General features: G+C 50.3%; 17 protein-coding genes. 1 reads left to right on the top strand and 16 read right to left on the bottom strand.

Features of this window, described 5'->3' with window-relative positions:
- Position 1: 1 nt before the first annotated feature.
- From yqfD to MH144_RS11205, 14 genes are all read right to left on the bottom strand, one after another.
- Positions 2-1195, bottom strand: coding sequence for a sporulation protein YqfD (gene yqfD / locus MH144_RS11270; protein WP_239299839.1), 1194 nt, complete (start codon positions 1193-1195; stop codon positions 2-4).
- Complete coding sequence (gene yqfC, locus MH144_RS11265; protein WP_095289883.1) at positions 1192-1485, bottom strand: sporulation protein YqfC; 294 nt, start codon at positions 1483-1485, stop codon at positions 1192-1194. Before yqfC ends, yqfD begins: the two co-directional genes overlap by 4 nt.
- Positions 1486-1662: 177 nt before the next feature.
- Positions 1663-2256, bottom strand: coding sequence for a hypothetical protein (locus tag MH144_RS11260; RefSeq protein ID WP_239299837.1), 594 nt, complete (start codon positions 2254-2256; stop codon positions 1663-1665).
- A gap of 13 nt (positions 2257-2269) precedes the next feature.
- Complete coding sequence (floA, locus tag MH144_RS11255; protein WP_183521863.1) at positions 2270-3277, bottom strand: flotillin-like protein FloA; 1008 nt, start codon at positions 3275-3277, stop codon at positions 2270-2272.
- A gap of 162 nt (positions 3278-3439) precedes the next feature.
- Entirely contained in the window at positions 3440-4756 is a 1317-nt protein-coding gene (locus MH144_RS11250) for an NfeD family protein (RefSeq protein ID WP_239300608.1), read from the bottom strand.
- A 357-nt stretch (positions 4757-5113) separates the two neighbouring features.
- Positions 5114-5557, bottom strand: coding sequence for a GatB/YqeY domain-containing protein (locus tag MH144_RS11245; RefSeq protein ID WP_095289878.1), 444 nt, complete (start codon positions 5555-5557; stop codon positions 5114-5116).
- A gap of 15 nt (positions 5558-5572) precedes the next feature.
- Positions 5573-5746 carry a 30S ribosomal protein S21 gene (rpsU, locus tag MH144_RS11240; RefSeq protein ID WP_005547957.1) on the bottom strand — a complete coding sequence of 58 codons (174 nt, stop codon included), beginning with the start codon at positions 5744-5746 and terminating at the stop codon, positions 5573-5575.
- A 173-nt stretch (positions 5747-5919) separates the two neighbouring features.
- Positions 5920-6282, bottom strand: coding sequence for a histidine triad nucleotide-binding protein (locus tag MH144_RS11235; RefSeq protein WP_239299835.1), 363 nt, complete (start codon positions 6280-6282; stop codon positions 5920-5922).
- Positions 6283-6560: 278 nt separating this feature from the next.
- On the bottom strand, positions 6561-6908 hold the full coding sequence (locus MH144_RS11230) for a hypothetical protein (RefSeq protein WP_239299833.1): 348 nt from the start codon (positions 6906-6908) through the stop codon (positions 6561-6563).
- A gap of 360 nt (positions 6909-7268) precedes the next feature.
- Positions 7269-10688 (bottom strand): AAA family ATPase, encoded by a 3420-nt coding sequence (locus MH144_RS11225; protein WP_239299831.1) that lies wholly within the window; start codon positions 10686-10688, stop codon positions 7269-7271.
- On the bottom strand, positions 10685-11869 hold the full coding sequence (locus MH144_RS11220) for an exonuclease SbcCD subunit D (RefSeq protein ID WP_239299829.1): 1185 nt from the start codon (positions 11867-11869) through the stop codon (positions 10685-10687). Before MH144_RS11220 ends, MH144_RS11225 begins: the two co-directional genes overlap by 4 nt.
- Positions 11870-12066: 197 nt before the next feature.
- The gene (gene addA, locus MH144_RS11215) at positions 12067-16329 is read right to left on the bottom strand and encodes a helicase-exonuclease AddAB subunit AddA (RefSeq protein WP_239299827.1); all 4263 of its coding nucleotides are present in this window, start codon (positions 16327-16329) and stop codon (positions 12067-12069) included.
- On the bottom strand, positions 16326-19829 hold the full coding sequence (addB, locus tag MH144_RS11210) for a helicase-exonuclease AddAB subunit AddB (RefSeq protein WP_239299825.1): 3504 nt from the start codon (positions 19827-19829) through the stop codon (positions 16326-16328). The genes addA and addB overlap by 4 nt, the downstream gene beginning before the upstream one ends.
- 182 nt (positions 19830-20011) lie before the next feature.
- Entirely contained in the window at positions 20012-21391 is a 1380-nt protein-coding gene (locus MH144_RS11205; protein ID WP_239299823.1) for a class I SAM-dependent rRNA methyltransferase, read from the bottom strand.
- A gap of 409 nt (positions 21392-21800) precedes the next feature.
- Here MH144_RS11205 and MH144_RS11200 point away from each other — a divergent pair, with 409 nt between their 5' ends.
- The gene (locus MH144_RS11200; RefSeq protein ID WP_239299820.1) at positions 21801-22802 is read left to right on the top strand and encodes a Na/Pi cotransporter family protein; all 1002 of its coding nucleotides are present in this window, start codon (positions 21801-21803) and stop codon (positions 22800-22802) included.
- A gap of 52 nt (positions 22803-22854) precedes the next feature.
- On the opposite strand, the gene MH144_RS11195 is transcribed toward MH144_RS11200, so the two are convergent.
- Positions 22855-23289, bottom strand: coding sequence for an NUDIX hydrolase (locus tag MH144_RS11195; RefSeq protein WP_239299816.1), 435 nt, complete (start codon positions 23287-23289; stop codon positions 22855-22857).
- Positions 23290-23399: 110 nt separating this feature from the next.
- The gene (gene mtaB, locus MH144_RS11190) at positions 23400-24746 is read right to left on the bottom strand and encodes a tRNA (N(6)-L-threonylcarbamoyladenosine(37)-C(2))-methylthiotransferase MtaB (protein ID WP_095289859.1); all 1347 of its coding nucleotides are present in this window, start codon (positions 24744-24746) and stop codon (positions 23400-23402) included.
- Positions 24747-24748: the final 2 nt, after the last annotated feature.

The following is a 24748-nucleotide window of genomic DNA, read 5'->3' as shown; positions in this document are numbered from 1 at the left end:
CTCATTCTCCTTGACTATGGACTAACGGAAGTTCTTCCGCAATGCTTTCTTCCACTTCAAATAATACTTTCATATAAACTTTACCATTCTCTTTCTTCTCATGCAAAATTTTTTCACTTAAAATTTTTGTTCCTTTGCCGTTTTTGGCGATAATATCGTTTCTGGCCCCCTCCAGTCCTTTCGTTCTGGCCCACTCAACCGTCTTTTGTTCCTCTTGCTGCGTGGTCTCCATATCGGTCTCCGTCAACCATCCCATCGGAAGCGTGAAGGATCGCCACGTCAGTGGCTTATGGTCACTGGCCGTATTGAAGGAACTGAAAGGTGTCTTCCCATATCCCCAGAGCTGAACAGCCCAATCCCCAAGCACAACATAAAAACGTTCCTTACTCTCTCCTGTCATGGTGTTATGCTTCTGCACGAGAGGCACTTCCACCTGATATTCACGCCATACGAGTCCACGAACCTCGCCTTTGGCTACAACATTCTCAGTATTCTCTTCATCACCCAAAATACCCGATATTAATACCTGACCTTTCTTAACACGCATATCCTTCTGCACGACGGGACGCCCCTGTTCCGCGTATATCTGAGTAACGACTGCATCCGATTTGCTCACCAAGTGCCTTGGATTCAGCAGCGGTTCACGCTGAGGCTGTGCAGACTCTACAACCTGAATGGTAATGGTTGTCCCCTCTTTGCTCACACCGATCCAGGTTACGTCGGGAAGTGCCAAAGCCATCTGTCTGGAAAGCTTGTCCTGGCTCTGGAGCCTGAACACCCACTGGAAAGGATATATCCCTTCTTTTTTTGCTGCAGCAAGCACCACATCGGTGGGGATTTTCACATTCCCCTTCACCTCAACATTCCACACCATTGATGATAATGCAAACATGGCTATCACAAAGAGCACCATGCCCCCAATGAAGAACTTTCTTTTCAATAATCTGGCCATAAAAAAAGGAATCCCGCTGCGGTGTGTCACCTTCACCCTGCAGCCTGTCCGCTTCAACAAAGGACGCAGCCTAAAAAAATGCGGCAGCAGAATATTCATCTCTGCCTTGCGTCCATCATGGGCACGCAGGTTCCACACTTCCAGTCCCTGCTCTGCCACCATGTTGATCAGCGCTTCGATGTCTCCCCCAGTGACCGTTATTCGGACTGCACCTCGCAGTTTGTACAGACTGGGCTGTTTCATCCGTTTCCCTCCGCTCCATTCATATGTATATCCAGAATTGTTCCTTCCACCGCCACTTCATCTGGCAAAATATTGCGAATCATCAGATCAACACCTTTAATCTCGAGCTGACCCTGGGTCAAAGCCAGAACAATGCGATTCGGCGTAAAATGGATCACACCGCGATGATTTTCGATATACAATTGCTTGCTGCCGATCAGGGTTAACCGTGGCATATCATAAAGCACGTCCTGCGGCAAATCCAGCACCTCACTGGTCCATCTGCGCAGCTTGCGGCTGATCCGGGTCATACGAAGGTCTTCCCCCTTCCTCTACAGTTCAACTTATGCGGAGAAACATGATTTTATGAAAACTACAGCTTCTGTTAGATCATTAATTCTTCAAAAAGACGCACAACACAAAAAAGCCGTCTCCGGCATATTGCTCACCAGAGACGGCTCTTTGCTGTTTATGATAGGAATCGCATCCTACAACTTACCTCTTGTTCCAAAAGGCTGTTTGGAACGCGGAGCCCCCAGAACTTCGGCCCACAAAACACCAGTACGGATATCCTCCGGACGAAGTCGAGACGTTCCAGTTTCACCCGATGCGCTCTCATCCCAACTCGTGTTAGATACAATCGGCGTGTCCGCAGAAGAGATCCGATTCAACCTCTCCTGAATCAGGCGCTGCTGCTGCTCCATTTCTTTCATTTGCTGTTCCAGGGAATTTTCCATTCCCATTGAGCTGCGACTTCCAAAATCGTCCTCTCGACGAGACGATGCCGCAGGCTCCGAATACGGCTGATCATATTGATCATCATATGAATCGTCCTCATACCGATCATCGTCATAAGACTCATCGTAACGGGTATCACCCGCAGATTGCTGGGTAGTTGTTTGCGACGGGGATCGCTCACTACGATCCCGCTCTCCGCTTCCTCCGAACGTAGGCATCCCGTTTCCTGGACGCTTCTTGTTTGGATCGACTGATTTGGCAGCTTTTCCAAGGAAGGAGAAGAGTGCGAAACCAATAACCGCAACAATGTACAGATTATCAAATATCCATTCAAATAGGCCCATATGCACTCACCGCCTATCTTCCGTTTTTGGAGTCACCCTGATCGTTGTTCGAATTGTCACCAGGTTTTCCCAATGTGTTACGCATTTGAGTGTCAGCCTCAATATTTTTCAGGTTCATGTAGTCCATAACCCCGATTTTACCGCTACGAAGCGCTTCGGACATTGCCAAAGGTACTTGAGATTCGGATTCAACCACACGCGCTCTCATTTCGACTACGCGCGCTTTCATCTCTTGCTCTTGGGCTACGGCCATTGCACGACGTTCTTCCGCTTTTGCCTGAGCGATTCGTTTGTCAGCTTCTGCCTGTTCGGTTTGCAAGAAGGCACCAATGTTTTTACCTACATCCACATCCGCGATATCAATGGACAGGATTTCAAAAGCTGTACCTGCATCAAGACCCTTGGACAATACAGTACGAGAGATCAAATCTGGATTTTCCAGGACGTCTTTGTGAGAATTGGAGGAACCATTCGTACTTACGATACCTTCACCGACACGGGCGATGATTGTTTCTTCACCGGCACCACCGACGAGGCGATCAATGTTGGCACGAACCGTTACCCGCGCTCTAACTTTAACTTCAATACCATCTTTGGCTACCGCAGATACAATTGGCGTTTCAATAACACGTGGGTTAACACTCATCTGTACGGCTTGCAATACATCACGACCAGCAAGGTCGATTGCTGCAGCACGTTCGAATTCGAGTGGAATGTTGGCACGCTGTGCAGCGATCAAAGCGTTGACTACACGGTCTACATTACCGCCGGCAAGGAAGTGACTCTCCAACTGGTTAATGGTTAACCCAAGACCTGCCTTGGTTGCTTTGATCAAAGGATTTACGATACGACTTGGCGTTACGCGTCTCAGTCTCATGGCTACCAGGGTAATAATTCCCACGCGTACACCGGATGCAATGGCCGAAATCCAGAGCATTACCGGGAAGAAGCTGAAGAATACGCTCAATACGATAATGGCAACTACCGCAACGAGCAAAACCGTAATCAAGGTTGGTTCCATAGTGAAATTTCCTCCATTTACGCTATAATTTTGTAAAAATACATTTTAACAGACCTTGAAACATTACGCTGCTATTTTGAATCAGACCACTCGGCAGGCAGCACAGCCATAATGGTTATGTACTTTGCCGAAGCTCGAAGAAGCTCCGGCAATACAAGCGGCTTACACCGGCAAGGCTTGTTGAACTACAATCCGGGTACCTTCCGCTTTAACCACAATAATCGGTGTATCAATGGGAATAAAATCTCCGTCAGTCACAACGTCAACACGCTCGCCATCAAACATCGCAGTTCCCGATGGACGAAGAGGCGTCAAGCTAATCCCTTGTAACCCAATGAGTTCCTTACGCTCCGTTGCCGAAGAATATCCTCGGTCAGAAGACAAACTGTCGTTCAAAATGAATCGATTCCATATGCCTCTGTCCTTAAACAGAATTACCACGATGGCAATGACCACGAGCGCAGCCCCAAAAGCAATACCCAATGATACAAAAGCATCACTTGTGTCATATGCAGCACGCACGACACCGGCAACAAGTGCAATGGACCCCAGGATGCCCAGGATTCCAAAGCTTGGAATGAACATCTCCAGAATCATCATGATGAGTCCTACCGTGAACAACACCCAAGTTTCTGCTCCTGCAAATCCAGCAATGTAGTTCCCTGAGAAATACAGGATAAAACAGACGATCCCCACAATACCAGGTACTCCGAATCCAGGTACAATCAGTTCAATGATTACGCCCGCAATTCCTAGGAACAAAAGTATAGTCATCACCACAGGATTCGTCAGAAAAGAAGATATATTCTCTGCTGCGGTTCTCTCAACAGTAAATACATCGTCCTGACCATAACCAAGCCACGCTGCTGCCTCTTCCGGAGTTGAGCTGATGTGGTCCGCATATCCCACTTTCAGCGCTTCCTCGGCTGATAAGGCAATAATTTCACCCTTTTGCTTCGTCTTGTTGATCTCTGGCATCTCCACAACCATGTTGACATCTGTCATTCCGGCAGCAATACTGCCATCTCGGCCGCCTTGTTCTGCCGCTCCCTGCATTTTGCTCTTCCAGAATGCAACCAGCTTCGGATCATCGACATGATTACCTGTGCTGTCTACCATCGCTGCCGCACCAATCATGCTTCCTGGCGACATTACGATCTTATCTGCATTCAAGGCCAGAAAACTTCCAGCCGAAGCAGCATCTCCGCGGACAAAAGCAACGGTTTGAACAGGACTTTCCTTAATCAGGGTACCCAGTTCTTCTGCCGTATCGACCCGTCCTCCCGGTGTATTGATATCGAGAACTATCAGGCCAGCATTCATTGATTCAGCTTCCTTGAAGCCACGCTCCATAAACTTGCCTAACCCCTGCTCGATTGGTTTATCAACCGGAATAATATATACGGCGCCGCTCTTTTCAGCTGCATGTGCAGACGGCGATCCAACCCAGAGAGGAAGCAGCAACGTCAGCAGCATCATGAGCAACAATGGCCCCGCAAGCCTCTTCCGGCGCTTTCCCTTCACAATAATCCCCCCTTTTCCATTATTGTTATACTGTCCAGCTTATGGTATTTATTACGTACAATGCAACATTTCGTTTCAAAATCTTAAAATTATATTTGAAAGCCCAAGCAATTGCAAGATTTTAAATCTAATTTTATGAATAATAACCATTTTAAAGTAAAATTCTTGTCTGTTTTGAAAATTGTACTGTCTTACCAACCTTTACATCGAGTTCTTCCATGCTAGATCTAATGAAGACTGAAGTGTTGATTCGGTAACATGCAAACAGGAAAAAACACCCCCTGACAAGTCAGGAGGTGTTCATTGATTGCTTTATTGCAGAAATTGTTGAACTGCTTGATTAACCAGTTTGCCGTCCGCTTTGCCTTTAACTTTCGGCATAAGGGCCGCCATGACTTTCCCCATCTCGGCTTTCGAAGAAGCACCGGTTTCCTGGATGGTCTGCTGTACAATAACTTTAATTTCTTCTTCGGTAAGCTGTGCGGGAAGGTACTGACCAATTATATCAATTTCCGCTTTTGCATTTGCCGCGAGTTCTTCACGGCCCGCTTTGTCAAATTCTTGGAGGGCATCTTTGCGCTGTTTGATTTCACGACTCAGGATATCAAGCACTTCGTTGTCATCCAAAGTTCTTTTCAAATCTATTTCAAGATTCTTGATCGTCGAACGAATCAACCGAATGGTGGAGAGCTTGAACTTGTCCTTGCTCTTCATCGCTTGCTTCATATCTTCGTTCAATCGTTCGCTAAGATTCATGTTGTTCAAATCCTCCTAAAACTTTCTCTTACGAGCAGCCTCGGACTTTTTCTTGCGCTTTACGCTTGGCTTCTCATAATGCTTACGTTTCTTCACCTCAGCCAAGACGCCATCTTTAGCGATGGAACGTTTAAAGCGACGAAGTGCAGCATCAATAGTCTCGTTTTTGCGAACTTTAGTTTCAGACACCAGTTTTCCCTCCCTCCGACCAGACCGTCCAAGAGCAATAACACGGTTCATCACCTTTCATTATAGGCGAAAGGTAATAAAGGTGTCAACCTTAACGTAATGATCACTTTATTTATGCGAATCACAGTGCTTCTTTTTCTCCATTGAATAGGAAATGAATAGCACAGGATCCATTATGATTTGTGTGAATCCGATAGGCTTGTAAGCGCACCGAGTCTGGTACCTCCAAGCAGATGGTAGTGCAGGTGATGGACGGTTTGTTCTCCATCTTTGCCGCAGTTATTAATCAAACGATAACCGGACTCATCGACCCCAAGGCGTTTCGCTGCTTCCTGTGCTGCCAGATGAACCTCACCAATCAGCGCTATATCATCTGCCGTCACATCATTCATGGAAGCAATATGTTTCTTCGGAATAACGAGGACATGTGTCGGTGCAGCGGGCTGGATGTCGTGAAAGACAACCACATGGTCATTCTCCAGAACTTTATTGGAGGGAATGCTGCCCTCTACAATTTTGCAAAACAAGCAATCCATTGTTCATACCCTCCTTTGGTTTGCAAGATTTATGTATGCCTCTCTATCATACCGGAAGTGAAAAGTGACGTCCAATCTCACATGAAAAATAGTTTTACTCAATAAGCTAGCCCTATGCTAGCATGCCAATAATTACTCCGTACGATCCTCATTATCTGTTCGTTGATGAATATCATAAAAAAAGACCTTTCTACATCCAGATAGGCAGCAGTCTGCTATCAGGATGAGAATGGTCCGTAAGATTGTTTTGAATCCTAATCCGCCATGCATTCACTTCATCAATAGTATGGCAGCAATGTTAATGCAGTCAGCCCAATCAAGGGAAGCACCAGTCTGTTAAAACGTCTGCGACCGTAACCATAGTATGGATAGGGATATGGATACGGGTAACCGTATCCCGGATAAAATCCACGAGCATGAGACACGGGATAGCCTGCTCCCGGCATCGCGTTTGGTCCCCAATTTGCATGATGCGGTGCTTCAGGACCGACAGGCACTGCCAAATAAATCATGTCATCATCCACATTTTCTATAATACCGTCATAATGGCTTCCATCCTTCATCTGTACACATACATATCGATGAATGTGTTCCTTACAGATCTTCTTCGCTTCCACCTTCTCCACTTCAGTACGCCTCCCTTATCGTGCTTCATCACCCTTTCATGGTATTCAGATCTGGGCGAATTGACACTAAGGAACAGGGCAAAAAAAAGAAGCACCCCATGAGCGGATTCCGAATGAAATCAGCTGCCGCGGACGTCTGACCGGGAAACTTCCTGATCAAACGTCCGCCGGGGTACTTAACATAAGGTATGTCGGCTTGACTGTAGTATAACAGCTGGTTGAACCTGTATCTGTGAGGTAACTCACTCCAATTTAAAATCCCTCTTGTTTTACACTGGAATCAAGTCAATATCGATTCTCCTGCTGGCAAAGTCAGATATCTATATATCTCTTTCGGAGCAGCCAAATAAAAACCGTATATTAGAGACTCTCCAATACTACCCGGGAACCGCCTCCTGCTTCGCTCGCAGGAATAACAACCAGCTTGCGCGGCAGACGAGCCCGCAGTTCCGGTACGTGGCTGATGACCCCGACAGCCAAACGGTCATCATGCAATTTCTCCAATGATGTAATGACAGTGTCCAGCAGATCCGGGTCCAATGTTCCAAACCCTTCATCCAGGAAAAAGAATTGAAGTGGGTACTGGCCGCGCAGCTGAATCTGTGCGGACAAGGCGAGTGCCAGAGACAACGAGGTCAAGAAGGTCTCTCCACCGGATAAAGTGGATACCGGACGTTTAACTCCGCCGTTGGCATCATCGCAGATGACAAATCCACCACCCGAATCTACCTCGAGTGAATAGCGCTGCTTCGTAAGAAAACGCAAACGCTGTGAGGCAGCTTGGCTAACCTGCATGAGCTGCTCTTCTGCAATATACTCTACAAATGCATTACCTCTGAAGGCAGCCTGCAGTTTGCTGAGCTGCTCCCCGTGATGACTAACTTCTACCCGTTTGTTCTCCAATTCGGTCCAGCGAACGTGACGCTGCTGAACATCTTCCAGATCACGTTCTGCACGAGCCTTCGCACTTAGCGCAGCTTCATCCTCAGCCCGTCTTAACTTCAGACGTTCTGTGCAGGCTAACCACTGCTCCTCGGACACTTCTGCTCCATCCAGCTTTTGCTCCAGTTCCCGCAGCTGGGATACCAGCTCACGTTCCCTTTCACGATGATGCTGAATCTCTACTGCCAGTCGCTCAGCCTCGTCTGCAGGAATCGCCGCTTCCAGAACGGCTTGTTCAGAGTCAAATGGAGATTGATCAAGCAATTGATGCCAACGTGCCTGCGCCTGCTCCAAATGTTCCGATACTGAAGTCAGGGCTTGTCTGGCCATAACGTCTTGCTTGGCAGACTCCTGTTTCAGGTTGTCCGCTTCCTTGAAGCGCCGGGCCGAGTCAGCTGCTGCTTTTCGCAGCCCATCCAGCTGTGATTGCGCGACAGCGATGAGCTCCTCTACACGTTGTTCGCCCACCCACTGGCGTAGCCGTTCTTCCTTCTCAGCCAGCTGTTTACGGTTTCCCTGCCACTCGGTCTGCCACTGGATCAGCTGTTTGTCCAGTTCAACCAGCTTTTGTTGGAGAGACTGCACGGACTGTTCCTTTTCTTCCAAAAACGTGACACTCTTGTTCAGCCGTTCCTTGATGTCTTCGGCACGTGCATCACGTTCCTGCATCGCCTGATGAAGAGCGACAGCCTCCTCCGGGGCGATGCCGGGCAGTTCTGCGGCCCAGCGGCCTTGCAATGCAGCCGCTGCTGCCTCGCTTTCGGCCAGCTTGCGCTCCGCCTGGACGAGACCGGCACGGCCGGCTTCCTGCGCGGCTGCCGCCTCCATGCGGCGCTGCTGCGCACCCACAGCCGCCTGCTGCAATGCGGCGGCTTCCGCTTGCACTTGCGTCGCGGCGTCAGCCAGCGAACGCGCGGTCTCGCGCAGCGCAGCGGCACGCGCCGCCCAGTCCGCCGGTGAGTGCCCGTGTGCGGGCGAACCGGCGGGCTCTTGCTCCGCTGCCGCAGGCGCGGCCTCGGCTGCGGCCGGTGCTTCGCCGGCCGCGGCGCCAAGCTGCGTCAGCAGGCTGCGACGTTCGTGCAGCTGCTGGCGAAGCCCGAAGCGCAGCTCCTGCAGCTCTGCCTGCAGGCTGCGCAGCAGTTCCAGGTCCGCATCGCCTGCGTGCGGACCTTCTCCCGGCGGCGCAGCTGGGAGCGGGTGGTGTGCGGAGCCGCACACCGGGCATGGCTCGCCGTCACGCAGCTCGGCGCGCAAGGCGGAGGAGAGCCGGTGCAGCTCCTGCTCGCGCATCGAGCCGCGCAGCTGCTCCTCCTCCCCGGCCAGCAGGCTTTGTTCACGGCCGATGTCCTGCTCACAGGCAAGCATGGCCTCCAGACCCGCCGACGCCTGTTCAATCAACAGCTTCCGCTGTTCGTTCAGGCGTTCCTCTTCGACTGCCGCCGCCTGAAGTTTGCTTTCTGCCAGATTCGCAGACTGTTTGTACGTTTCCATCTCGGTCTGATTCTGACGCAGCTGCTCTGCTGCAGTATCCAACCGATGCCGAAGCTCCAGCGCAGCTTGCAGTTGTCTTCGCTCCTCTGACTTGACTTCATTTGGCTTCAGACTTTCCTGCAATTCTTCCCGCCGTTTACGTCCACGCTGCTGTAGTTCTTTTTCCTTTTCCAGCTGCTGGCCATGAACCTCCTGCTCAGCCTGCCCTTTCTCCAAAAGCAGCTTCAAACGTGCGCTGTCCTCCTGAAGACTGTCTCGTTCCCGCTGCAGCTCTTTGGCCTGTTCCAACTGTTCCAGCCGAAGCAGCAGCTTGGGTTCACCCTCAGCCAGCTGTACACGTGCCGTTTCAGCCTTTTCTGCTTCAAGCACAGATAATCGTTCGTGTTCCAAGGCTTGTTCATGTGCAGCAGAGGATGCAGTTTGTCGCAGCTTCTGCTGGGTAACTGCATCCCGCATCGTCTGAAGCGCGGGCAATATGGCATCTGCTGAGCCCGCCTGTTTCAAGCGCTGCTCCCCTGTTTCGATCTGCGGTTCGAGAGCTTTGAGCTTATGCTGTTCATCCAGACGCTTCTGGCGTTCATGACTTAATTCACGTATTTTACCCAGCTGTTCTGCTTCCTTCGCAGCTTCATCCAGTGTCTGACGGGAGAGCTCCGCATGCTTCACCGCCTCTTGCACAAGGCGTTTGGTTTCTTCCAGTGTCTCTTGGCTTGCATTGCCAAGACCCTGCTGCTCTGCCAAGAGCGCTTGATGAACCATATCGTTGTCCTTCACACGCCGGCTGAGCTTGATGGCAAGCTGATCCCCGTACTTTTCCAAATGAAATAACCGCTGCAGCATCTGGCGTCGTTCGCTGCCTTTCAGCGATAGAAACTCAGCGAATTTCCCTTGAGGAAGCACTACGGCTCGCGTAAAATCATCCATTTTGAGGCCGATCACTTCTTCCACACAGCGGTTCACATCGGCTAGCTTGTCAGCGAGCACCTGTTCCTCTCCGTTTACGGTCTCAATAAATTTGCTGATCGTATTGCTTACTGATATTTCGTTATTACGCTTAAAACGCCGTTCCACCCGAAATCTTCGCGTTCCTTCAGCTGACGACAGTTCGAAGGTAAAAGCGACTGCCAGGGCATCCTCAGCATGATTCATAATCCCCTGAGTTCCGTTAACCGCCCGCTCCACTTTTCCGTACATGGCAAGAGTAATGGCATCCAGCAGGGAAGACTTTCCGCTACCCGTTGGGCCGAAAATTCCGAATAATCCGGTTTCGGTCAGTACCGTAAAATCAATCTCCTGAGCCTCACGATAACTTTGCAATCCGGCCACTTTTAATAAAATCGGCTTCATCTACCTTCAACCTCCTCACGCACGCCTGGCTCGTCTTCGTCCACCAGTTCAAGGAACAACTGTACCAGACTGTCTTCCGGCTGAGCCCCACCCGTCTGACGCTGGTAGAACTTACGGAACAATTCATGCACAGGCAGCTCGGAACGCTGCTCCAGCAATCCGGCAGCGGCCATCTCCGGATACACCGGACGGATATGAATAATGCCATCATGTGACTTGCGCAGCTGCTGGATCTCTTTGAGTGACATGGCATCGTCCAGCCACACTTCCATGTCAATGAATGCTTGGGCGTCTCTTCCCTCTTCCAACCAGCGATACACTTCAGCCAGACCTCCGCGTGCCTTCCAACGCACAAGGGGGCGTCCACAGGATAATAGCACTTCTTCTACATTCGGAGTTCCGCCTGGTGCCAAATCCACCATCGTTACAGATTTGCTTTGTCCTGCTTCGGAGAAACTGTAGGCCAGCGGGGATCCACTATACCGAATCACGCCGTCCCCCTTCACAGCCTGAGCGCGATGAAGGTGTCCGAGTGCCGTATATTGGGCACCGATCGATAGTGAAGATGGATCTACGGTGTAAGCTCCCCCCACTTGAATTGGGCGCTCCGAATCGCTCTCAACCCCGCCCAGCACATAAATGTGACTCATCGCCAAATTCACCGTATCCGGACCAAATGAGTCAGCCAGACGCTGCATGAGCATGCCAACCCGGCGGCTATAAGCTTGACGAAGCACGTTTTCATCACCATCCGTGGTGAGGACTTCATTAAGTCTCGCCTCTGAAGGATAAGGCAAAGCAGCAATTTTGGCAGTCTCGCCTGTTCTAGGCGCATGAATGGTCACCGCTTCCGCCGTCGGCATACCCACAAGTGTAATCCCCTGTCTGTTTACAAGTGGTGTCACTGAGGCTACCCGTTCTGGCTGATCGTGGTTACCTGCAATGACCACCAGTGGTCTTCCTCGCTCGGTAAGCCTGGCTGCCGCCTCGTAAAACAGCTGCTCTGCCGATGCAGGCGGATTGACCGAGTCATACACGTCACCAGCCATCAACACTGCATCAGCCTGCTGCTCATCTGCCAGTTTAACGAGTTCATCGACGAAATCCTCCTGCTCACGCAGCCTGCTTCTTCCTTCCAATGTTTTTCCCAAATGCCAGTCCCCGGTGTGCAAAATACGCATATTCCGTTCATCCCCTCTCCCTACAAAAACTTAATCATAAGAGTGCCCTGTCCCCAATCTTGGCAGCTCATATCCTAATGGCACTAGCCAATGCGGAAACAAAGGGGACACCATCGTTTCTAAGAACCGATTCGTCCCCTTCATGACTTTCGTTGCAAACACATATAGCGAATATATCTTCGGTTTCAACCGTTCATTTAAAGCTCTACAGCATGTCCACCATCAAAGAAGTACAGCCACTTCCGATCTACCTTGCGCCCCAAAATATCTTCAATCGCCCGGCCATACAGCTCCAGCTGAAAACGATAGTTTCTGGTCAGTTCATTTACTCCTCCGCGATGTTCCAGCACCCGATCCGTTTTGTAATCCAGCAGCGTAAGCTCTCCGTCCACCTCGTAGAGACAATCAATGATCCCCTGCACAAGTACAGTTTCATTATCCAAAGAAGCCTGTAGTCCGCTGTCTTCATCCAGGGATTGCATTCCTGCATTCGATGACAGCTGCTGCAGCCATTCGGCGGGAGATTGCTCTGCTGGAAGTCCATAGATAAAAGGGATCTCCCGTTTTACCCAATCAGCACGGAGTAGCTCAGTACCTGGTCCCGTATGAAAGAATTTAGCCAAATGTTCAGGTTCAATTACTTCTGCCTGATGAGGCAACAAAATCTGAAGTTTGGTCAGTCTTGCAAGCGTCTGTTCAACAATTGAGGCATCGACATTCGCTCCATCCAGTGGTAAATGCTGCATCAGCGTGTGATACACGGTCCCGCGCTCAGCTCCCGTCAATTGTTTCTCTTCCATAAACTTCGGGCGGCGCAAATGCAATTTGAAGGAGTGTTCGTTCGTGACATCCGTCCGATCATGACGTGTTTCACTGATTTGATCTTCTGACTGCGGGTTTTCGAGAACCTCCGCATCATCCATTTGTCTTTCCAACTCTTCCATTACATGGAGAGGCTGATGGTCCTGAATCGCAAGCATTGTCTTTAATTCTGAGACGGATGTGCTCGCTGCTATCCGGGTTGCCGCTTCATATGGGTATGTCCATGATAGGCGACGCTCTACGTTTTGCATCCATTCGGTTTCCGTTACGACCCGATCAACCTTCACGTCTTCTCGTGAAGGTTCATCTTGCGAATCTCTATCCATCTCGCCAGTGATTGTGGAGGGGTGTAAAATTACCGGTTTCACAGCTTGCAGCGCGTTCATTCGCTCTTGGCGAGCTTCTGCCAATTCGTCTTCCTCATCATGTTTCGAATCCACAAAGGTCTCCCTGGATACCCAATCGGCAGACATGATGGAAATGCTCCAGCATGATTCATCATCCATCAGACAAGCAGCATAGGAGTCTTGTACACCAGCCAGTTCGCGTAATGATGCTGCCGACGGATGGCGAATTAGAGACGGTCCGATCCAATCGAGATAACTTCGTCCTGCCGCGAGCAGATAATCCGGCAGAATCAGTTCCGAACTGTCTTTGATCTGTGACCAGGCGGCTGCTTTTTTGGCAGCATCCTTAACCGTCCCAACCAGAATCATTTTCTCCTTGGGCCGAGTCAGTGCGACATATAGCACCCGCATCTCCTCAGCCAGCAGCTCAAACTGGGCTCTGCGTCGAATCGCTAGATTAGCCAATGTGGGATAAGCCACCCTATTTTCCCGATCCACAAATCTTGGACCGAACCCAAGCTCCTTGTGCATCAAGAACGGTGCATTCAAATCCTGCTGGTTGAACATTTTGGAGATGCCAGCCACAAATACAACCGGAAACTCCAACCCTTTACTCCGGTGAATGGTCATAATTCGGACAGCATTATCCTGTTCGCCTGATCCGGCCACTGTTCCCAGATCCCCACCATTCTCACGAAGTCTGGAGACATAGGTCAAAAAGCGGAACAACCCCCGATTCGACGTCGCTTCTTCATATTGACGTGCACGGTCATACAGGGCTTTCAGGTTACTTTGACGCTGTATACCTCCCGGAAGACCACCTACCCAGTCTAAATAGCCGGTCTCCCTGTATATACGCCAAATGAGCTCACTTAGGCTGCCTTGACGTGCCTCAAGCCTCCATTGCTCCAGCTGGCTCATAAAACGAATTAGTTTCTGCTGCAATTCCGATCCTGCACTGGCTGAGTGCTCTTCTGGATCATGATTACCTTCACTTTCTTCATCCTCATTCAGAAATTGCTGTTCAAGCACCTCGGACTCTGCTGTAACAGCCGCTTCCCGCTCTGCCTGTTGAATTTCTGACCACACTTCCGGCCATTGCATCTGTACCGCTGACGAATCATCATTGGGCACTTGTCCGATCTGGACAGCAGATACCACTGCGTCATAGAAAGACTGCCTTTTATCCCCCAGACGGATTTGTGCCAAATCCTCTTCATTTAAGCCCAAAATCGGTGAACGAAGGACTGAAGCGAGCGGAATATCCTGTCTTGGGTTGTCCACGATCTGAAGCAGGGATAACATGATCTCCACTTCCGTTGCCTGAAAATACCCCTTGCTCTGCTCCCCACCGGCCGGAATTCCCTGTTGCCTGAATTCTTCGATCATTAACGGAGCCCACATTAAAGCAGAACGCAGCAGGATCACAATGTCGCCGTAACGGACAGGACGCATTGTTTTCAACGCCTTATCGTACACATTCAGAGCTGGCTGATCGGTATCGCCAACCATCTCCCGAATGCGCCGAGCCATAGCCCGTGCTTCCAGTTGAGCCGTTTCCAGTTCGACACTTTCGAGTTCAGCCGACGCCAGCTGATCTCCATTTTCATCTACACTCTCGCCCAGATCCGGTCCCCCGCCTTGCCGGTCAATCAGCAGCAGCTCCGGTGTATAGGCCTCATCTCCCTCGGTTTCCGGTGGAAACGAAGCTCCGTAGGCAAGCTGGGCCCGTTCGTCATAAGCGATCTCAGCTACGCCCTCATTCATGAGCTGCCGGAACAGCATATTTACCGAATGAACCACCTCAGCACGACTGCGGAAGTTACGTGCCAGGTCAATGCGTCTGCCTGCACGCCGCTTGCTTCCTTCTCCTTCATCGCTTTGGGTGCCAGAGTTGTATTGACGGTATTTATTCAGAAATAGTCCCGGCTCAGCCAAGCGGAAACGGTAAATACTCTGTTTCACATCCCCTACCATAAAGCGATTGCCCGGATTCTCCCTGGAAATTAGCTTTACGATATCTTCCTGAACGGTATTGGTATCCTGATATTCATCCAGCAGCACTTCATCGAAACGCGCTCTATATTCCATTGCAGCATTTGAAGGCATGGAGAGCTCTGGCGTGGAATCCTCATGACGCAAAATGTGAAGACAATAATGTTCCAGATCGCTAAAATCAACCTGCCCACGTTCTTGTTTGGCCAGCTTGTAACGTTCGCCGAACTCACTTACAAGTTTGGACAGTTCCTGCATGAGTGGAGCAGCCTGCTCCAGCTCCTGCCAGAAGGAAAATGCACTCCGGCCAAAGAGCGAGCCTTTCAGATCGGTGATTGCCTTTTTTGCTGCCTCCCGCAGTTCCTTCACTTGTTCCTGCAGCGCCGGATCGGTTTGATCCTTTTTGCAGGGTTTCAGCTTGCCAAAAGCTGCGGGCTGAAAAACTTCAGGCAGTCTCTCCCATGGCATAACCTCCACTGCAGACAGAAGCTCCTCCACCATGGCCAGATCTTCCTTAAGTGTATCCGCGTAAGGTTTAGGCCCTTCCGGCTGCATCGCAATGCCGATACCTTGACGCAAGAGCCCCGCTGCACCACTCAGGGTAAGTGCGGCATCACGTAAAATGCTCTGTACCCATGGTGAATGACCAAGGGCCTCTACGCTTTCAACTTGAAATGCAGACGCCATTTCCGATAACCAGTGATCCGGCCAGGAGTGACTGCGCGAGAAATCATACAGGCGCTGTACAAGCCGGTGCATGGCATCATCGTTCCTTTCACCACTGAACCAGTCCACAAGCTCACGAAATGTGCTGCCTTCGCCTTCTTCTCCGTATTTATCTTCAAAAAGTTCTTCCAGGAGCTCCTGACGCAGCATTTCGGCTTCATTCTCGTTCAATATCCGGAAAGCCGGGTTAAGCGGAATTTGCTGATAGTAACGGCGGATGACTTCCATACAAAATGAATGCAGCGTTGTAATTGAAGCTCGTCCAAGCAGCGATAACTGTTTGCGCAAATGCTCTTCCTCAGGCTCTTCCTCGAGTGCACGTTCAAGTGCTTCCCGAATACGCTGCTTCATCTCAGCAGCCGCTGCCTTCGTAAAGGTAGCCACCAACAATCGATCCACGCTGAAGCCACGAGAAGGATCGGCTATTTTACGAATAATCCGTTCGACCAACACAGCTGTTTTACCCGACCCCGCTGCTGCAGCAACGAGAATGTCTTCACCGCTCTGGGAAATTGCACTCCACTGGTCATCGCTCCAGAAACTGCCTTCCGGTTTTGGCATATTCGTCATGACGTCTCCCCTCCCTTGTTGTGTGACAGCATGTCCCAGATTTGCTGTTTGCCCGGTTTGGACAACAGATTATATTCATTGCCTTCAATATTCTCATCAAATTGACAGACAGGTTTAAACGGACAGAATGTGCATGCAACCTCCTGCTGAATACGGTAAGGCTCTATGGCCACATCCCCATCCGTTATTCGGGTCCCGATCTCACGGATATTGCCTCGAACCGATGCGAGCAGCGTGTCCCACTGGTCTGGCGTAGCTACGGCTGCGCTGCTGTAGAAACTGCCGTCCGCCTTGAGTGCAACAGGAATGATGGCCGAGTAGCCTTTATCCAGTGTGTTATCCATCTGTGCGATGGCATCACGATCTGCCAAAAGCAATCCCTTCATTTTGAAGCGTTTCAGCAGTTCCTGTCCCGCCTGTTCTGAGGTCATGCCGTTCGCAGATTGCAGCAATGGGTTATGCACATGAAAATACAGTGTTCCTCCAGGCATTGCCGATTCTCCCAGCCACTCTTCGGCAGCACTAAGCAGCACTTCCAGATACGTAAGCATCTGCAGGGACAGTCCGTAGTACACTTCATGCAATTTGAGATCCGTCTGGCTTGATTTATAGTCAATAACCCGAAGCAAGAGTCCATTTTCGCCCTCTGCCACATCAACTCGGTCAATCCGGCCCACAATCTCCATCACACACCCGTTCTCCAGTTCGAAGCGAAGAGGCGGCAAAGGTTTGCCTGGCCCAAAGTCCAACTCAAGACCAATAGGTTCAAAACTCCCCCGTCTGGATTGCTCACCCAAAATGACCGAAGCCCGGCTTACAATGTCCTTCAGTTTGCGGAAAATGTAGCCGTAACGCTTTGTGCTCAGCAAAATTTCGCCCTGAAGCTGCGGTGCAATCTGATCCACCGTTTGCTCCGCTTCCTTGCGGCATTGTTCTGGAGAGAGGCTTCCCCAGCTGCGGTTCTCTTCACGCAATCGTATAGCCAGCTGACTCAGCGCAGCATGGAACAATTGACCGATGTCCGGAGCCTGAAGACGATATAATTGACGCTCCTTCAATCGCAACCCGTGTGAGGCAAAATGGGAGAATGGACATGCCACGAATCGTTCCATTCGCGAAACACTTGTCCGCACCTCCGTGCCATATAATCGGCGACTTGTTGAAGTACGCAGTGGTAATGCCCGATTGCGATAGAAAATGGAGCCCAGCAATCGCTCCAGCTGAGGTCTGAGGCTCTCATTGGAGCAGTGCCAGTTGTAGACCGACCACCAGAGTTCAGGAATCTCTTCACCCCTGCGCCATCTGCGGAGCTGCCCAATCAGAACCGACAGACTCTGCTCTGGATGAATAACGTAAGACCAGTGAGCTTCTTCCAAACCCGTTACTGGCGGCTGCGCAAGAAGTGGCACTTCATTCAATCCGAACATCTTTCGTACATGTCTCACAATTTCCGAAGCCAAAAGCATTTTGCCCTCATCATCAGCCACAGGGTAACTTAACCACAACTGCTTACTTGCAGCAGTCAGCGCGGTATAGATCAGAAAACGCTCGTCCAGCATCCGTCTTGTTGTTCCAGGTCCAAGACCGAGGCCTCTTTCGGTCAACAGTTCCCGCTCCTGCTCCGTTAACACGCCATCTTCCTGGGGCACAGCCGGCAGTTCACCGTCAACGGCTCCCAGGATGAATACATATTGGATATCCTGCAGCCGCGTCCGGTCCATGGAACCGACCAGCACCTGATCCAGCGCCGGCGGGACAAGTCCTAGCTTCAGCTCGGTCAAACCCGTCTCCATCAGGCCCGCGAACAAATCGATGTCCAGTCGTTCGGCTCCCATCATGTCCACCATCTGGTCCAGCAGATCCAGAACAGCTCCCCACATCTGACGATGTTCCCGCGAACGCTCCGGGTCGCCCTGAGCTGTTGCCTCAGCAGACATCATTTCCAGCTTCCAGGGAATTTCTGCGTCTTCGAGTAGTCCATATAATGCAGCACACTGTTCTCTTGCCGTCTTGGCTTTGATCATGCGTTTCTCAAACACAGCCATCGGATCCGTAATGACCGTTCGGCATTTTTCCATGAGCGACAGCATTTGTTCCCGCCCGCGGCTTCGGCCGTCCTGTCCATTGTCTTCCAGAGACAGACTCGGGACGTATTTCCAAGGCTTACCGTCGGTCCAACGGTATCCGTGGATTCCACAGGCGAGTATATAGTTTTCGAGCTGGTCCATATCTTCACGAGTGATAGAACCATCACGAGGAAGCAGCAGATCTGTTTTGACACAGCGAAAGACATCTTCGTAACGCCAGCGGCGACGAACGACATCAATTGCAGAACGAATAAATTCGGAGAGCGGATGATGAAGCTCACTTCTTCTGCGATCTAGGAAAACGGGCACATCATAGTCCCTGAATAGCGGCTCGGCAATATCGGCATAGGCATCCAGCTGACGAACGAGTACGGCCATGTCCCGGTAACGCACGCCTTCCTCCTGAGCCAATCTACGCATTTCACGCAGTGCACCTTCCATCTCAGCCCTGCGATTTTCGGCTGCGAATAACTTCACGCCCGCATCGCGGCCATCACTTTTCCAACGAATCCGTCGGTCGAACCCAGACTCCAGATGGGCCAAACCAGGGCTGTGCTCATATCTTGGCAAAACATCCGGCTGCAGCACTGTTGTTTCGCTCAAGACTCCCAGATCATCAGCCATACCTTTGAGCCTCGCATATGCGCTCGCTGTTGGATGGAACAGATCCAATTCGCTGGGCAGTGCCCCGTGATCATATGGCCGATCCAAGGTCAACGTAATGGTCACTGAAGAGGACTGAAGCATCAGTCTTCCAATCACGCTCATTTCCTGCGGTGTAAAGCCCTGAAAGCCATCAATCCAGATTTGTGCATCCTGAAGAAGCTCACTTTCTGCTAAACGGTCGTTCAGTTCTGTCAGTGTGTCTTCATCATCGATGTAGAGTTCCGTTAGTTCCTGTTCATAATCTCGATATATAAGAAGCAAATCATGTAATTTATCACCCAGGATCGGTGCCGAAGAAGACGTATTCCAATTAGAGAGGCCTTCTTCCAACAAGCCGGGATCTAGTTCATAACGCTTAAACTCACTGTATAAATCATTTAAGTGCCCTATAAAACCCAATTGATTGCCCGAAGCACCAAAAAGCTTCAACTCTTCCTTGCGCCGCTGAAGTACTTTATAAAGCAGCATCTTTTTCCCCTCGGCTCCGATTGGAATTCGAGCAGAACCACCCGCTTCCTGCATGATACGATAGGCTAATCGGCGAAAACCCAATACTTCTGCACGCATGGTGCCTTTGATCGCGCCAGAAGAAACCAGAGCCTGCTCGGTGCGAAACGAGCTTTGTTCCGGAACCAACCATATGAGTGGTTTGCCTTGAGGCTCCTGTTGAAGCAAAGACGTAATTTCCCGGGTAATCAGCGTCGTCTTGCCGCTGCCTGCCCGGCCAATAATAAAGCGTACAGACATGTCTAATCCTCCAAACCATCACGAACAAGATTTTAATTCCCAGTATAACATAACTGACCTGGTTCGGAACATACGTTTGCCACAATCCGGTAAAGACAGAATGATTTCCTGTAACACGAAACAAGCCCACAGCTTTTACACTGTGGACTAGTTTCTTAACGTCATTTTTTAACAATGGCAGATCAGTTTGTTTTGCTGCGCACTTCAAAAATTGCAAATTTTAAGTAATGCCCTTCATCCACACCCAAAATTTGCAGGTGATCCTTGCCGGCAGCTTTCCATTCAATCAGTCGCAGTACCTTACCCGCATCTTCAGCTGCATCCGCAATCGTTTCCAGGAAGAGATCAGGACGCATATGATACGAACAGCTCGCCGTTACCAAATACCCACCTTCATTAACAAGCTTCATGCCATGCAGGTTAATATCCTTGTATCCACGGCAGGCGCCTTTGACTGCTGATTTGGTTTTGGCAAAGGCAGGTGGGTCAAGAATGACCACATCAAATGTTTTCCCGCCGCCAGCTGCAAGCGCTTTGGAGGTATCCACTTTCTGTTCGGCTGCCCGTGCACGTACGGAACGCTCTTCTACTCCCTTGACCTGCTCACGCAAATACTGGAAAGCATCAGCGACAACAAATTCTACCCGATCCGTAAAACCATTCAATTCTACATTGGTGCGGGCACTTTCAATAGCATGCTCTGAAATATCTAGGCATGTGACTTTTTTGGCTCCATATTTGCAGGCGTTCAACGTGAAGCTGCCGGTGTGCGAGAAGCATTCCAGAACAGTAGCCCCATCCCAATAGGGGAAAGTCACCACTTTACCGCTTTTATTTACAGGCAGCAGCTGAAGGCTTCCCTCTTGTTCCACTTCCTGCAAAGCAATCCCGCTTTTATAGCCCCAGCCCTTCATAAGCGGTTCAATCGCCGCCCGATTCTCACGCTGGTCGAAGAAATAGCCTGTTTTCTGGCCTTCCACGATATCCACTTTAATAAGCAATCCATTCTCGGTAACTGTAACATGACGTGGGCACTCCCCGTACAGCGGTCCTTTGGTCTGCTCCAGTCCTTCCAGCTCCCGAATCGGCACATCACTGCGCTCATAGATTCCCTCTGGCTGCATCAATTCGATCAGAGCCTGTACGATGGCTTCACGGCAGCGATCCATTCCCAAGGTAAGCAACTGTACAACAAGAATACTGCCAAAACGATCCACGATCAGACCCGGCAGAAAATCAGCTTCTCCATAAACCAAACGGTAGGCCTCTCCATCCTGGATAAAACGCTCCCGGTGACGCAGACAGTCGCTGAAGCGAGCGGCAAAAAAGGCAGTGTCCATCTGCTCAAACTCCAGCGGTTGATATGAAACGACTCTCACTGTAATCTGTGAAGCCGGGTTATAGTATCCTGTCGCCAGATAACGACCTTGATGATTCAATACGTTGACCAGATCTCCCGGTTCAGGGTTACCGTCAACCGAGGCAATTTCGTTGTTATATATCCATGGATGTGCATGTTCAAGCCGCTTTTTGCGACTGCGTTCCAGTGTAACCGATGGCAAGGTAAATCCACTTCCTTTGTAGTTAGTTAGTTTGATTGAAAAGATAGGTTTAGTGCAGAGGGAGACCGCTACGTGGACGGATTGGTCTTCCGATCGCTGTTATCCCTGGATTTTTTTGATTCCCTTCCTACAAAGGGAAAATCCAGGGATAAACGCGAACGCTTCGCTTCTTCTGATCCAATTCCGTCCCCTCCGCTCCGTTTGCACGAATCACCGTATCTTTTGAATTATGAGGTGAGTAGGTTAAGAACAACCCTAAATTACAGAAATTGTGAAGAACAAGAACATATTGATGAATCAGTCTTCTGATCCAATTCAGTTCGCATCAATTATCTCCGGCTGTCATGGTTGTCCTCTCTTATTCATAAGATGAGATAACGACTAGGCACGGAAGGAATGATGGAACGAGATGTTCAGAGACATTGTGCTGCCACTTATATATGGGCTGATTATCTTTTTTGGTGGAATGAAACTGATGGAAACTGCTCTGCAGCGAATGGCTGGGCCGATGCTGGCCGGATGGCTTAACCGAGCTACCTCGGCTCCATGGAAAGGCATGGCTTTCAGTGCAGGAGCCACGGCAATACTACAGAGCAGTACCGCCGTTACGGTGCTCACCATTGGTCTCGCGAATGCAAGATTGATTACCTATGGTCGCACACTTGGCATTATTCTGGGCACGAACATCGGTACATGCCTGACAACCGAGTTGATTGGGTTACAGATTGGACGTGCTGCCCTGCCCCTGCTAGTCATTTCCCTTATAGGTTGGGCTGTCTTTGTTGTTCTTAGTGAACGCAATCATGCAGCCCCCGAACACACCCGAAGATTCCTAATTAACTCACAGTACAGCTTTCTTGCAGCTGCGGGTTTTGCTCTGGTGATGACCGGTATTCAAGTCATGCAATCCATCGCCGTCCCCCTGCGCAGCATGGGTGTATTTCAGTGGTTTTTGGATCGCTCGGCTGACAGCTTGTGGTGGGGATTTTTGGCAGGTGCCTGCCTTACAGCCCTCATTCATAGCAGTGCAGCTGTCATCAGCATGGCGATTACGCTGGCGGCTACAGGAGTGCTGCCTGTTGAGATCGGTATTGCCATCGTGATCGGGTCCAATGTCGGGACCTGTATCACGGCTGTCATTGCAGCCGCAGGCGGAGCGTCCGCAGGCAAATTCGTTGCAGCCTCCCATGTCGTATTGAACATTGCGGGAGCCTTGCTTTTTATGCCGCTGATCGGTCAGCTGCATGCAGCTTCAGCATGGCTGTCAGCGGACTACGGGGCACAGATTGCGCATGCCCAGACCCTTTTTAACATCATTAGCTCACTGCTTGCATTACCCCTATGCTATCTGCCCATCTGGCACAAAAAACCACCGGCACACGCCCCATCAGCGAAGTCGCCCGCGGCTTGATGCTTGGCTCCTCTTCTTGATAAGAACCAAGCATCACTGTGTTCGGCAAGTATTATACGTTAATGCCCAGCTTGTTCAGTGCCACACGCAAAATGTTATCGTTGTTGTCGTAACCGTTCTGCTGCTGTCTTGACCAGGCTTCTTCTGGTGCGTACCAATCGACACCCTTGATCTCTTCGATCTGCGGCTGCAGGTCTCCGCTCTCTGCTTCAACCAGATAATAGTGAACTTCCTTGTCTACTGGACCAAACTCAACGTGCTGATATGTGTAGGCAATGATATCGACAGGCTCCACAATTCGACCGACCATGCCTGTTTCTTCCAAAATCTCGCGCAAGGCGGTTTCCTCTACCGTTTCTCCTGCTTCCATCTTGCCTTTAGCAAGTGTTGTTTTGCCATAACGATCCACAATGAGCTGAATCTGAAGACTGCCGTCTTCCCCTTTACGATAGACTACACCACCTGCGGATATTTCCTTTTTGTTCATTCTGATTTCCCCCGTTCACAGATATGTCTTGCCTTTAGTTGAAAAACAAGGACCTCATCTCCCCGGGTACGCTCCCCAAGGAAATGAAATCCTTGTTTTTGACGCCACGATTACATCGCTGCGGACTTCAGATTGTCTTCCAACACTCGAACCAGTGTAGCCTGGCTTTCGTTCACACCAGCTTCGGTCACTTTAACGCGGCACACTTTGCCGATCATGTCCGTAGAGCCATCAAATACGAGCTGGATATAGTTATCGCTATAACCATGCAATTTTCCGCTGCCTTCACGGCCTTTTGCTTCACCTTCCGGAATGACATCCAGAACCTGGCCTACAAACTTCTGCGCATAAGCCAGCTGCATTTGTTCAGACAGGTCGATCAGTTCATGCACACGGGCATTCTTGACTTCTTCATCCACCTGGTCTTCCATCCGGGCTGCCGGTGTTCCTGTACGTTTGGAGTACGGGAATACGTGCATCTCCGAGAAACCGATTTTTTTCATCAATTCATAGCCATTACGGAACATTTCGTCTGTCTCACCCGGGAAACCAACGATAACGTCCGTTGTAATAGCCACATCCGGCATTGCTTCGCGAATGCGAAGCATTTTGTTATAAAACTCCTCGGTTGTGTACTTGCGGCGCATGCGTTTCAATACCGTGTCATCGCCTGCCTGCAGCGGAATATGGAAGTGGCGTACAAGCTTGTCCGAACGTTTGATAACGTCGAGCATCCGATCATCGATCTGGCTGGCTTCAATGGAACTGATACGGATCCGTTCCAGCCCTTCCACTTTATCCAGATCCCACAGCAGGTCGGTCAGATCGTAGTTCTCCATATCGTCACCATATCCACCTGTGTGAATGCCTGTCAGGACAATTTCCTTGTAACCGGCATGTACAAGCTGATGGGCTTGCTGAACAATGCTGTTTGCTTCCCGGCTGCGGGAGAGCCCGCGTGACCATGGAATGATGCAGAACGTGCAGAAGTTGTTGCAACCGTCCTGAATTTTCAGGAATGCACGCGTACGATCCGCGAAGTCCGGCACGTCCATTTCCTCAAATACACGAGTTTTCATAATGTTCCGTACGGCATTGACTGGCTGGCGGGACTCCTGAATTTCGCGAACGTAAGGTAAAATTTTGTCCCGGTCCTGTGTTCCGATGACGAGATCCACTCCAGGAATGTCGAGAATCTCTGCTGGCGAAGTTTGGGCGTAACAGCCCGTAACCGCTACAATCGCATCCGGGTTGCGACGAATGGCACGACGGATGATTTGACGGCTCTTTTTGTCCCCGGTATTCGTTACCGTACATGTATTAATCAGATATACATCTGCTGTCTGTTCATCGAAGTCTACTTGATCATATCCTTCATTTTTGAACAATTGCCAGATCGCCTCTGTATCATAAAAGTTAACTTTGCAGCCCAAGGTGTAAAACGCCACGGATGGCATAA

Origin of the sequence: Paenibacillus sp. ACRRY (genome assembly GCF_022346995.1) — a bacterium.
Taxonomy (GTDB): domain Bacteria; phylum Bacillota; class Bacilli; order Paenibacillales; family Paenibacillaceae; genus Paenibacillus.
Note: the sequence above shows the minus strand (reverse complement) of the source record. Positions and strands in the feature narration are given on the sequence as shown.

Bases quoted from the DNA above. Each gene is read 5' to 3' on its own strand.
- yqfD (WP_239299839.1), bottom strand. From the start codon at position 1,195: ATGAAACAGCCCAGTCTGTACAAACTGCGAGGTGCAGTCCGAATAACG.
- yqfC (WP_095289883.1), bottom strand. From the start codon at position 1,485: ATGACCCGGATCAGCCGCAAGCTGCGCAGATGGACCAGTGAGGTGCTG.
- MH144_RS11260 (WP_239299837.1), bottom strand. From the start codon at position 2,256: ATGGGCCTATTTGAATGGATATTTGATAATCTGTACATTGTTGCGGTT.
- floA (WP_183521863.1), bottom strand. From the start codon at position 3,277: ATGGAACCAACCTTGATTACGGTTTTGCTCGTTGCGGTAGTTGCCATT.
- MH144_RS11250 (WP_239300608.1), bottom strand. From the start codon at position 4,756: ATGATGCTGCTGACGTTGCTGCTTCCTCTCTGGGTTGGATCGCCGTCT.
- MH144_RS11245 (WP_095289878.1), bottom strand. From the start codon at position 5,557: ATGAATCTTAGCGAACGATTGAACGAAGATATGAAGCAAGCGATGAAG.
- MH144_RS11235 (WP_239299835.1), bottom strand. From the start codon at position 6,282: ATGGATTGCTTGTTTTGCAAAATTGTAGAGGGCAGCATTCCCTCCAAT.
- MH144_RS11225 (WP_239299831.1), bottom strand. From the start codon at position 10,688: ATGAAGCCGATTTTATTAAAAGTGGCCGGATTGCAAAGTTATCGTGAG.
- MH144_RS11220 (WP_239299829.1), bottom strand. From the start codon at position 11,869: ATGCGTATTTTGCACACCGGGGACTGGCATTTGGGAAAAACATTGGAA.
- addA (WP_239299827.1), bottom strand. From the start codon at position 16,329: ATGACGAATATGCCAAAACCGGAAGGCAGTTTCTGGAGCGATGACCAG.
- addB (WP_239299825.1), bottom strand. From the start codon at position 19,829: ATGTCTGTACGCTTTATTATTGGCCGGGCAGGCAGCGGCAAGACGACG.
- MH144_RS11200 (WP_239299820.1), top strand. From the start codon at position 21,801: ATGTTCAGAGACATTGTGCTGCCACTTATATATGGGCTGATTATCTTT.
- MH144_RS11195 (WP_239299816.1), bottom strand. From the start codon at position 23,289: ATGAACAAAAAGGAAATATCCGCAGGTGGTGTAGTCTATCGTAAAGGG.
- mtaB (WP_095289859.1), bottom strand. From the start codon at position 24,746: ATGCCATCCGTGGCGTTTTACACCTTGGGCTGCAAAGTTAACTTTTAT.